This window comes from Haemophilus sp. THUN1692, assembly GCF_059704395.1.
In genome coordinates this window covers 1311500-1322850 of sequence record NZ_AP046579.1, presented here as the reverse complement: position 1 = coordinate 1322850, position 11351 = coordinate 1311500, and the positions used below count along the sequence as shown (strand labels likewise).

Genomic DNA, 11351 nt, shown 5'->3' with positions numbered 1-11351 from the left:
TTTATGTATAAAACGACGGGGCTAACCCATTTAATCAATTCTACTAAATATTCATTACAAGGCTTAAAAAGTGCGTTTAAAAATGAAACAGCTTTTCGCCACGAATGTTTTCTTGCCTGCATTTTAATTCCTCTTGCCTTTTTTCTAGGCGAGACAAAAATAGAAATTATCTTAATGATTTCTTCTGTTTTGCTTGTGATGGCGTTGGAACTTTTAAACAGTGCGGTAGAGGCAGTTGTTGATCGCATTGGTACAGAACGCCACGAGCTTTCAGGGCGTGCGAAAGATCAAGGTTCTGCATCGGTATTTATTGCCCTTTGTATTGTCGGTATCGTTTGGGGCGGGATTTTATTCTTCTAGTCCTTCAAAAGTGCGGTAAGTTTTTACCGCATTTTTGATTTATCCAATCACATCAAAATTATTTATAAAAATAAGGAAAAATATGACCGCACTTTTAAAAATTGGTCTGGTGTCTGTTTCAGATCGCGCATCAGCAGGCGTATATCAAGATCAAGGTATTCCAGAATTACAGGCTTGGTTAGAACAAGCGCTTGTCGATCCTTTCCATTTGGAAACAAGATTAATCCCCGATGAACAGCCAGTTATTGAACAAACATTAAAAGAGCTGGTGGATGAACAAGGTTGCCATTTAGTGCTGACAACCGGCGGAACTGGGCCAGCAAAACGCGATGTAACGCCTGACGCTACCCTTGCGGTAGCGGATCGAGAAATGCCGGGTTTTGGCGAACAAATGCGTCAAGTTAGTTTACATTTTGTGCCCACCGCAATTTTATCCCGCCAAGTGGGTGTGATTCGTAAGGAAAGCCTGATTTTAAATCTTCCGGGTCAGCCTAAAGCGATTAAAGAAACCTTAGAAGGCGTGAAAGATAAAGAAGGAAATGTGCTTGTAAAAGGCATTTTTAGCGCAGTGCCTTATTGTTTGCAACTGATTAACGGCTTATATATTGATACCAAGCCTGAAATCATCGAAAGTTTCCGTCCTAAATCAGCAAAACGTGAAAATCTGGAGAAATAGCATGAAAAAAATCGAAGCAATGATTAAACCGTTTAAATTAGATGATGTGCGAGAAAGTCTTTCAGATATTGGTATTTCAGGTATGACAATCACGGAAGTACGTGGATTCGGTCGCCAAAAAGGTCATACAGAACTTTATCGTGGTGCAGAATATATGGTGGACTTTCTGCCGAAAGTGAAATTGGAAGTGGTGGTTCCTGATGAGCTTGTGGATCAATGTATTGAAGCGATTATTGAAGCGGCACAAACAGGCAAAATCGGTGACGGCAAAATTTTTGTTTATAACGTTGAGCGAGCGATCCGAATTCGCACAGGCGAAGAAAACGAGGATGCGATTTAGTGCAAAATAATTTAAGTTTACACCGCACTTTGCTTGGCATTGCTTCGGTGATTATTATCTTGGCTGGTGTAAAATTGGCGGCAGAAATTGTGGTGCCATTCTTACTATCGCTATTTATCGCGATAATTTGCTCACCGATGATTAAGGCGATGACACAACGCCGAATTCCTCATTGGTTAGCCATTACTTTGCTTTTCGTCTTGATTTCTCTGGTGTTTTTCTTCTTAGTCGGGCTGATTAACAGCACTGCAAGAGAATTTACCCAATCTATTCCACAATATAAAGTTTTGCTTTCACAACGCGTGAGTGATTTAACTGGATTGTTGCAACGTTTCAATCTGCCTTTCACGCTTTCGCGTGAAACCATCCAAGAAAATTTTGACCCAAGCATCATTATGAATTTTGTGAGCCGAGTATTGCTGAATTTTTCTGGCGTGGTGAGTAATGTGTTTGTTTTGGTATTAGTCGTGATTTTTATGCTTGCTGAAGCGCCAACGATGAAACATAAATTTGCTATGGTGATTAGTTCAACTCCTCATGATGCAGCCAAAGAAGAACGCCATATTGATCGCGTTTTGCAAGGCGTAATTGGTTATCTCGGTATTAAAAGTATCACGAGCTTGCTTACTGGTATTGGTATTTTTATTTTGTTGGAAGCCAGTGGGGTTCAATATGCCATTTTATGGGCAACCTTGAGTTTCTTGCTGAATTATATTCCGAATATTGGTTCTATCATTGCGGCTATTCCGATTATTGTGCAAGCCTTATTACTGAACGGTTTTGGCATTGGCTTTGGCGTGGCAATCGGTGTTATTGCGATTAATATGGTTGTCGGTAACATTATTGAACCTAAAATGATGGGACAACGGTTAGGACTTTCAACTTTAGTGGTGTTCCTCTCATTATTGTTTTGGGGATGGTTACTTGGAACAGTGGGAATGCTACTTTCTGTTCCTCTGACGATGGCGTTAAAAATTGCTTTGGAGTCCAGTCCTAATACGGCGAAATATGCCTGTCTATTGGGTGATGTCGAAGATTTCAAATAGATTTTATAGAGAAAGTGTGGTGAATTCTCACCGCATTTTTTATGATAAGTCTTGCGGATCGACGTCCAAAATTAACCGCACTTGGCTATTTTTTTCAAGTTCGGCTTGTTGATATTCTCGCAATGCTTTTTGCAACGTCATTCTTGACGGATGTTGCAATAATAACTGCCAGCGATATTGCCCTGCTTTTTTGCTGAACGGTGCAGGCATTGGGCCAAGCATTTGTAATCCCGTGATTCGCTTTAATTTAAAAAAATCTGCAATTTGGCTTAAGCAATTTTCTGCAAGCTCAGAATGTCGAGCCTGTGCTTTGAATAACGCCTGAAAAGTGAAAGGCGGCAATCCCATTGAATGGCGTAATTGTAAGGTTTCTTTTGCAAAAGCTTGGTAGCCATTCGCTAATAACGTGGTAAGCAAAGGATGATCAGGATAATGTGTTTGTAGCACGACTTCGCCTTGTTTATCGGCACGTCCAGCACGTCCAGCAACTTGAACATAAAGTTGAGCTAAACGTTCTTCTGCACGAAAATCTAGTGAAAATAATGCACTATCTACATTCACTAAGGCAACGAGAGTAACATTCGGAAAATGATGTCCTTTCGCAAGCATTTGTGTGCCAATCAAAATTTGACTTTTTCCTTGTTGAATATCTTCTAAATAACCTTCCAATTTTCCTTTACGCGCAGTGCTATCGCGGTCGATTCGCGCTACAGAATAATTAGGAAATAGCATTTTCAAGGTTTCTTCTAATTGTTCCGTGCCGAGACCTGTGGTGACTAAATGAGTCGAGCCGCAATCACCACATTGTCGAGGAATAGTTTTCTGTGCACCACAATGATGACAACGCAATACATTTTGATGCTGATGATAGGTATAAGGTTTTTCACAATGAGGGCATTGTGCAATCCAACCACATTCGTGGCAAAGCAATACGGGCGCAAAGCCACGGCGATTCAAGAAAAGCAACACTTGATTGCCTTTTTCGAGGTGGGCTTTCATTCGTTCCAATAAGGGTCTTGATAAGCCGTTTTGTATGTTTTGATTTTTCAAATCAATAACGAAATGACGAAGTGCGGTAGAATTCCCCGCTCTTTTTGATAAAACTAAATGTTGGTATTTGCCGTTTTGTACATTATTAATACTTTCTAAACTTGGCGTGGCGGAACCCATTAATACGGCAATATTTAGTTTTTGAGCTAGCACAATAGCTAAGTCTCGAGCATGGTAACGCCAGCTGTCTTGCTGTTTGTAAGATGCGTCGTGTTCTTCGTCCAAAATAATTGTACCAAGATTAGAAAATTGCGTGAACAATGCCGATCTCGTGCCAATCACAATGGCACTTTGTCCCGAACGCGCACGCTCCCATACGTGAAGTCGTTGTGTATCGGTTAAATTAGAATGAAGAACATCAATTTCTACGTTGAAACGCGCCTTGAAACGGTGCACCGTTTGTGGTGTTAGGCCGATTTCGGGTACAAGCACTAATACTTGTTTACCCAATTTTAAAATTTCTTCAATATACTGCAGATAAATTTCCGTTTTTCCAGAACCTGTCACCCCATCGAGCAGCCATACATTGAAGCCAGAATGAAAGAGCAGTTGGCTGAAGGCTAAGGCCTGCTGCTTATTTAAGGTTAAGCGATTTTCAGCATTGACAATTAGGTTATCGCCTAAGCTTTGTTGCCAGCTTAAGGGCTTTGTTTGGATAGTAATTTCTTCAATAAACCCTTTGGCTTTTAAGGTTGAGCAAATCGTAGAGGAAAACTCATTATTGCCTTTTTCAAGATCTATTTCAGATAAGCATTGTAGAGCTTCAGCTTGCTTTTTCGAGCGTTTTAATAGACCTTGTTCAAGGGCGTTTTTCCCCTCATCTGTAATTCGCCAAAAAGTGTAGTCATTTTTCACCGCACTTTCGCCGTTACGCAATTTCACAGGCAAGGCTTGAAATAAGACATCGCCTAATCCCGCTTGATAATAATTTGCAGCCCAATGAAGCCAATCCCAATAAATTGGGGTAAAGAGCGGTGCTAAATCTAATGGTTGAAGAATGGCTTTGAGCTTATCCTCTGGCACGTCCGATTTTGTCGGAAAATCAGCCACAATCGCTACGCGTTTTTGTGTACCAAAAGGCACAAGAACACGCATACCGATTTGTAATGAAACATCATCGGGGACGAGATAATCAAATAAACGGGGAAGCGGTACAGCCAGTGCCACTCGGACAATTTTCATAATCAACCTTGGGAAAAAATTTGCCCTATTATACGAGAAAAACGTGTATAATCGCCGCCAATTTTTTTCACGAACAAGATTTTTATGACACAAACTTTTGCTGATCAAAAACGTAAAACCGTTGAAACCGCAGAATTTACCGAAGATGGCCGCTATAAACGAAAAGTTCGTAGTTTTGTTCTCCGCACAGGTCGTTTAAGCGAATTTCAGAAAAACATGATGAATGATAACTGGGGAACACTTGGTTTAGACTATCAAACGGAACCTTTTGATTTTGCGAAGATTTATGGTAACGATAATCCAGTTGTATTAGAAATTGGCTTTGGAATGGGAAAATCGCTTGTGGATATGGCTTTTGCTAATCCCGACAAAAATTACCTGGGCATTGAAGTTCATACTCCAGGCGTTGGTGCCTGTATTGCTTATGCAGTGGAAAAAGGCGTAACGAATTTACGCGTGATTTGTCATGATGCCACGGAAATTTTACGAGACAGTATTGCAGATGGTGCGCTTGGCGGTTTGCAATTATTTTTCCCTGATCCTTGGCATAAAGCAAAGCATCATAAACGTCGTATTGTTCAACCGCACTTTGTGGCACAAGTTGTGCAAAAATTAGGTGAAAATGGTTTTATCCATATGGTAACAGACTGGGAAAATTATGCTGAGCAAATGCTAGAAGTATTAAGTGCAAACACCGATTTAGTGAACACCTCGAAAAATGGTGATTATATTCCAAGACCAGATTTTAGACCTTTAACTAAATTTGAAGCCAGAGGCCACAGACTTGGTCATGGAGTTTGGGATTTATACTTTGTGAAGAAATAAGCCTATTTTGGGCAAATTAACTTTTGGGTGAAGATTGAAGTCGGGGAAATCCGATGCCAAATTCACAAATTTAATATACTGATTTGAATACGACCTTAATAGGAGAAATACCATGTCTAAATCTTACAATCAACGTCAACGCAAAAAACTTCACCTCGCTGAATTCCAAGAACTTGGTTTTCTTATAAATTTCCAATTTGCAGAAGGTACTGCGATTGAAACAGTAGATGAAATTGTTGATCGTTTTATTAACGAAGTGATTCAATCAAATGGTCTAGCTTATGAAGGTAGCGGGTATTTATATTGGGAAGGTTTAATTTGCCTAGAAAAAATTGGTAAATGCGATGAAAGCCACCGTGAAACTGTGAAAAAATGGTTAGAAACAAATGGTTTGCAACAAATTGAAGTAAGCGAATTATTTGATATTTGGTGGGAATATCCAACAAAAGCAGAGTAATTTGATTTAAAAACAGCATGGCATAAATCGCTGTGCTGTTTTATTAAAAATATTAGCAAAATTCACCGCACTTTAGATTTTTTGATCTATCACAAATAAAGCTCAATAATTTAACAATCTACCCATTTGGGGTGGTTCATATTGTAACTGTTGCGTCGCATAATTCTACGCCTTAAAAAAGCATTTGTTTATTTATTCACAAAAGGCACGTTCGATGACCGTTGAAAACTTACCCCGCAGACAGTTTTTACGAGGTAAATTCTTAACGTCTTTACATTCAGAAAATGAGCAAAAACAAGGCTTTGATGGAATTCGCCCTCCTTGGGCTGTGGAAAATTCTATTTTTGTGGAGCAATGTACGCGCTGTGGCGATTGTCTTTCTGTCTGTGAAACCAATATTTTGGTGAAAGGCGATGGAGGCTTTCCTGAAGTTCGTTTTGATAATGGTGAATGTACTTTTTGTGGAAAATGCGTAGATGTGTGTAAACAACCTATTTTCCATCCTTGCGATGAAAAGCCTTGGTTACACAAAATCGAAATTGGCATGGCTTGTTTAAGCCAACATCTCATTGAGTGCCGTTCTTGTCAAGACAGTTGCCCGATGAGAGCAATTAGTTTTCGTCTGCAAATGGGTGGAGTGGCGCAGCCTTTAGTGAATACGGATGTTTGTAACGGCTGTGGGGCTTGTTTACAGGGGTGTCCGGTGAATGCGATTAAAATTAGTTATCTAAAACAAAATGAGTAATACAAATTTATCTCCGGAAAGCGCAAAAGATTGGCATGTTGTTGGGCTAATTATTCAAGGTAATCCAGAAAAATTTGCGGCAATTCGAACCGCACTTTTAGCGATTGAACATACTGAAATTCCAACTTTTGATGAAAAATTTGGAAAGATGGTCGTAGTGATGCAATCGCATGATCAACATATTCTGCTAGACAATATGGAAAGCGTGAAAGACATTGATGGTGTTATTAATGTGTCATTGGTGTATCACGAGCAAGACGAGCAGAAGAAATAAATTACTATAACAATACCTTTATTCTCTTGTAAGCAAGGGAAATGCTTAAAAGATAAAAGAAACGTTTTTGTCTTTTATCGTAAGGCTAGTGCCTTAGGTGTGTAAAAAAGTTTACATTTAATAATAAATCAGTGTTTAACGTGGGGGAAACGCGATGAGTTTAAGTCGTCGAGACTTTATGAAAGCCAACGCAGCTGTAGCTGCGGCAACGGCTGCGGGGCTAACTATCCCAGTCAAAAATGTGGTTGCGGCTGAATCCGAAATTAAATGGGACAAAGCAGTATGTCGTTTCTGTGGTACCGGTTGTGCAGTATTAGTTGGTACTAAAGATGGACGTGTTGTGGCATCTCAAGGCGATCCAGATGCAGAAGTAAACCGTGGTTTAAACTGTATTAAAGGTTACTTCTTACCGAAAATTATGTACGGTAAAGACCGTGTAACTCAGCCACTTTTACGTATGACAAACGGAAAATTTGATAAGAACGGCGATTTTGCGCCTATTTCTTGGGATTTTGCGTTCAAAACAATGGCTGAAAAATTCAAAGAAGCTTTCAAAAAGAACGGTCAAAATGCAGTAGGTATGTTCAGTTCTGGTCAGTCTACTATTTGGGAAGGCTACGCGAAGAACAAACTTTGGAAAGCTGGTTTCCGTTCTAACAACGTAGACCCGAATGCACGTCACTGTATGGCATCGGCGGCAGTTGCGTTTATGCGTACCTTCGGTATGGATGAACCTATGGGTTGTTATAACGACATTGAACATGCAGATGCTTTCGTTCTTTGGGGCTCAAATATGGCGGAAATGCACCCAATTTTGTGGTCTCGTATTACTGATCGCCGTATTTCTAATCCTGATGTTCGTGTAACTGTACTTTCTACTTACGAGCATCGTAGTTTCGAACTTGCCGATCACGGTTTGGTATTTACACCACAAACCGACTTGGCGATCATGAACTACATCATCAATTATTTAATTCAGAACAATGCTGTAAACCACGATTTTGTGAACAAACACACTAAATTTAAACGTGGTGAAACCAATATCGGCTACGGTTTACGTCCTGAAAATCCATTAGAAAAAGATACTAACCGTAAAACTGCGGGCAAAATGTATGATTCTTCTTTCGAAGAATTAAAACAAATTGTGTCTGAATACACACTTGAAAAAGTATCTGAAATGTCTGGTGTGGATAAGACTCAGCTTGAAACTTTAGCAAAACTTTATGCTGATCCAAGCAAAAAAGTGGTGTCTTTCTGGACAATGGGCTTCAACCAACACACTCGTGGTGTGTGGGCAAACCAATTAATTTATAACATTCACTTATTAACTGGAAAAATCTCACTTCCAGGTTGTGGACCATTCTCATTAACAGGTCAACCTTCTGCTTGTGGTACAGCGCGTGAAGTTGGTTCATTCCCTCATCGTTTACCGGCAGACTTAGTGGTAACTAATCCTAAACACCGTGAAACAGCAGAACGCATTTGGAAATTACCAAAAGGTACGGTTTCTGAAAAAGTTGGTTTGGACACAATTGCACAAGACCGTGCAATGAACGATGGCAAAATGAATGTGCTATGGCAAATGTGTAATAACAATATGCAGGCTGGCCCAAACATTAATCAAGATCGTTTACCAGGCTGGCGTAAAGAAGGCAACTTCGTTGTTGTATCCGATCCTTACCCAACGGTATCCGCACTTTCTGCTGACTTAATTCTTCCAACTGCAATGTGGGTAGAAAAAGAAGGTGCTTACGGTAATGCAGAACGCCGTACTCAATTCTGGCGTCAACAAGTAAAAGCACCAGGCGAAGCAAAATCAGACTTATGGCAATTAATGGAGTTTGCAAAATACTTCACGACTGATGAAATGTGGACAGAAGAATTACTTGCTCAAATGCCTGAATATAGAGGTAAAACTCTATATGATGTGCTCTTCAGAAATGGTCAAGTAGATAAATTCCCATTAAGCGAACTTGCTGAAGGCCAATTAAACGACGAATCAGAACACTTTGGTTACTATGTACACAAAGGTTTATTTGAAGAATATGCTGAATTTGGTCGCGGTCATGGTCATGACTTGGCTCCATTTGATATGTATCACAAAGCGCGTGGTTTACGTTGGCCAGTTGTAGAAGGTAAAGAAACCTTATGGCGTTACCGTGAAGGCTACGATCCATTCGTTAAAGAAGGTGAGGGTGTAGCATTCTATGGTTACCCAGACAAGAAAGCGATTATTCTTGCGGTACCTTATGAGCCAGCTGCTGAGTCTCCAGATAAAGAATATGATTTATGGTTATCTACCGGTCGTGTTTTAGAGCATTGGCATACAGGTACTATGACTCGTCGTGTGCCTGAATTACACCGTGCAATGCCGAATAACCTTGTTTGGATGCACCCATTAGATGCTGAAGCTCGTGGTTTACGCCATGGCGATAAAATTAAGATTTCATCTCGTCGAGGCGAAATGATTTCTTACTTAGATACTCGCGGACGTAATAAACCACCTCGTGGCTTAGTATTTACCACTTTCTTTGATGCTGGTCAGCTTGCAAATAGCTTAACGCTAGATGCGACAGACCCAATTTCAAAAGAAACCGACTTCAAAAAATGTGCGGTAAAAGTGGAAAAGGCTGCGTAAAAACCATGTAAAAATCAACCGCACTTTATTTTCCCCTATCAATAAAAGAGGAAGATGAAAGTGCGGTTAAAATCTAAAAAGAAAATGAAGAAACCAGCACTCAATCCTGAACGTAGAAAATTTCTTAAAGAAGCAACCCGTACTGCGGGTGGTTTAGCTGGCGTTGGGATTTTGTTGGGATTGCAGCAAAATCAAAGTCTTGCTCGCGAAGGTGTGCCATTACGCCCGCCATTTGCTTTGCAAGATGCGAAAGCATTTTCTGCCGCTTGTATTCGTTGTGGACAATGTGTTCAAGCCTGTCCTTATGACATGCTGCATTTAGCATCTTTATTATCGCCAGTAGAAGCGGGAACGCCGTATTTTATTGCGCGTGATAAACCTTGCGAAATGTGCCCTGACATTCCTTGTGCTCATGCTTGCCCAACAGGTGCGCTTGACCGCAATGCGACAAATATTAATGAGTCGCGAATGGGACTGTCAGTACTGTTAGACCATGAAACTTGCTTGAACTGGCAAGGGTTACGTTGCGATGTTTGTTATCGAGTTTGTCCATTAATCGATAAAGCGATTACATTGGAAAAACAACATAATCCACGTTCTGATAAGCATGCGTTATTTATTCCAACAGTACATTCTGATGCGTGTACTGGATGTGGAAAATGTGAGCAAGCTTGTGTGTTAGAAGAAGCAGCGATTAAAATTTTACCAATGGATCTGGCAAAAGGTATGTTAGGTAAACATTATCGTTTAGGCTGGGAAGAAAAAGCGAAAGCTGACCATTCTCTTGCGCCTAAAGATATGATTTCGTTGCCAACTCGTACTCCAGACGGATCAACTGTAATGCCTGATCCAGCAGAACCCGTGCTTGCACCTATTTTAGGGAGTGGCAAATAATGGCAAATACACCAAAATTTGCAGGGAAAGAGTCACGAGAAAAATGGGGCTGGTGGTATGCAAACCGCTTTTTGTTTTGGCGTCGATTAAGCCAACTTAGCATTCTTGCGATGTTTTTAAGTGGTCCTTATTTTGGCGTGTGGATTCTAAAAGGCAATTATAGTGGAAGCTTATTGCTCGATACTATTCCATTAAGCGACCCTTTAATTACAGCAGAAAGCTTGGCTGCAAGACATTTACCTGATGCCCTTACCTTGATTGGTGCAGCAATTATTGTGTTATTTTACGCAGTATTTGGTAGTAAAGTATTTTGTGGTTGGGTATGTCCGCTAAATGTTGTGACGGACTGTGCTGCGTGGCTACGCCGTAAGTTAGGCATTCGCCAAACGGCAAAAATTTCGCGCGGTTTACGTTATGGTATCCTTGCGCTTATTTTATTAGGCAGTTGCGTAAGCGGAATGTTGCTTTGGGAGTGGGTTAATCCAGTGGCTGCACTTGGCCGTGCCTTTATATTTGGTTTTGGTGCAACAGGCTGGCTATTGCTTGTTATTTTTCTTTTTGATTTATTGATTGTAGAACATGGCTGGTGTGGACACCTTTGCCCAATTGGTGCTGCTTATGGTGTGATTGGTGCAAAAAGTTTAATCCGTATCAAAGTGATTGATCGTGCAAAATGCGATAATTGTATGGATTGCTACAATGTTTGTCCCGAAGCCCAAGTGTTACGTTCGCCTTTACACGGAAAAAAAGACGAAAGCCTACTTGTGCTTTCCAAAGATTGCATCAGCTGCGGACGTTGTATTGACGTTTGCGCTGAAAAAGTTTTTAAATTTTCGACCAGATTCGATCATTCAGGGGAGTGAT

General features: G+C 40.5%; 12 protein-coding genes. 11 read left to right on the top strand and 1 reads right to left on the bottom strand.

Annotated elements, in window-relative coordinates:
* The first annotated feature begins 3 nt into the window (after positions 1 to 3).
* The 4 genes from AC6H0A_RS06550 (at position 4) to AC6H0A_RS06535 (ending at position 2422) form a co-directional block, all read left to right on the top strand.
* On the top strand, positions 4 to 360 hold the full coding sequence (locus AC6H0A_RS06550; protein ID WP_005627042.1) for a diacylglycerol kinase: 357 nt from the start codon (positions 4 to 6) through the stop codon (positions 358 to 360).
* A gap of 82 nt (positions 361 to 442) precedes the next feature.
* Positions 443 to 1036: a molybdopterin adenylyltransferase gene (gene mog / locus AC6H0A_RS06545; RefSeq protein WP_044233253.1), complete on the top strand. Its 594-nt coding sequence runs from the start codon at positions 443 to 445 to the stop codon at positions 1034 to 1036.
* A gap of 1 nt (position 1037) precedes the next feature.
* Positions 1038 to 1376 (top strand): nitrogen regulatory protein P-II, encoded by a 339-nt coding sequence (gene glnB / locus AC6H0A_RS06540; RefSeq protein WP_005643051.1) that lies wholly within the window; start codon positions 1038 to 1040, stop codon positions 1374 to 1376.
* A complete protein-coding gene (locus AC6H0A_RS06535) occupies positions 1376 to 2422 on the top strand; it encodes an AI-2E family transporter (protein WP_005643049.1) in 1047 nt (348 codons plus the stop codon). The genes glnB and AC6H0A_RS06535 overlap by 1 nt, the downstream gene beginning before the upstream one ends.
* Positions 2423 to 2461: 39 nt before the next feature.
* On the opposite strand, the gene priA is transcribed toward AC6H0A_RS06535, so the two are convergent.
* A complete protein-coding gene (gene priA / locus AC6H0A_RS06530; RefSeq protein WP_044233251.1) occupies positions 2462 to 4654 on the bottom strand; it encodes a primosomal protein N' in 2193 nt (730 codons plus the stop codon).
* A gap of 84 nt (positions 4655 to 4738) precedes the next feature.
* Here priA and trmB point away from each other — a divergent pair, with 84 nt between their 5' ends.
* The 7 genes from trmB to napH all read left to right on the top strand — a co-directional run bounded on the left by trmB (position 4739) and on the right by napH (position 11350).
* Positions 4739 to 5479, top strand: coding sequence for a tRNA (guanosine(46)-N7)-methyltransferase TrmB (trmB, locus tag AC6H0A_RS06525; protein ID WP_005643045.1), 741 nt, complete (start codon positions 4739 to 4741; stop codon positions 5477 to 5479).
* Positions 5480 to 5591: 112 nt separating this feature from the next.
* The gene (locus AC6H0A_RS06520) at positions 5592 to 5936 is read left to right on the top strand and encodes a YggL family protein (RefSeq protein WP_005643044.1); all 345 of its coding nucleotides are present in this window, start codon (positions 5592 to 5594) and stop codon (positions 5934 to 5936) included.
* Positions 5937 to 6150: 214 nt separating this feature from the next.
* Entirely contained in the window at positions 6151 to 6681 is a 531-nt protein-coding gene (gene napF / locus AC6H0A_RS06515) for a ferredoxin-type protein NapF (protein ID WP_005643042.1), read from the top strand.
* A complete protein-coding gene (locus AC6H0A_RS06510; RefSeq protein WP_005643041.1) occupies positions 6674 to 6955 on the top strand; it encodes a chaperone NapD in 282 nt (93 codons plus the stop codon). The genes napF and AC6H0A_RS06510 overlap by 8 nt, the downstream gene beginning before the upstream one ends.
* Positions 6956 to 7109: 154 nt before the next feature.
* The gene (gene napA, locus AC6H0A_RS06505; RefSeq protein WP_005643039.1) at positions 7110 to 9593 is read left to right on the top strand and encodes a nitrate reductase catalytic subunit NapA; all 2484 of its coding nucleotides are present in this window, start codon (positions 7110 to 7112) and stop codon (positions 9591 to 9593) included.
* A 54-nt stretch (positions 9594 to 9647) separates the two neighbouring features.
* Positions 9648 to 10487, top strand: coding sequence for a ferredoxin-type protein NapG (gene napG / locus AC6H0A_RS06500; protein ID WP_179231007.1), 840 nt, complete (start codon positions 9648 to 9650; stop codon positions 10485 to 10487).
* The gene (gene napH / locus AC6H0A_RS06495; protein WP_005643034.1) at positions 10487 to 11350 is read left to right on the top strand and encodes a quinol dehydrogenase ferredoxin subunit NapH; all 864 of its coding nucleotides are present in this window, start codon (positions 10487 to 10489) and stop codon (positions 11348 to 11350) included. Before napG ends, napH begins: the two co-directional genes overlap by 1 nt.
* The last annotated feature ends 1 nt before the right edge of the window (position 11351 follow it).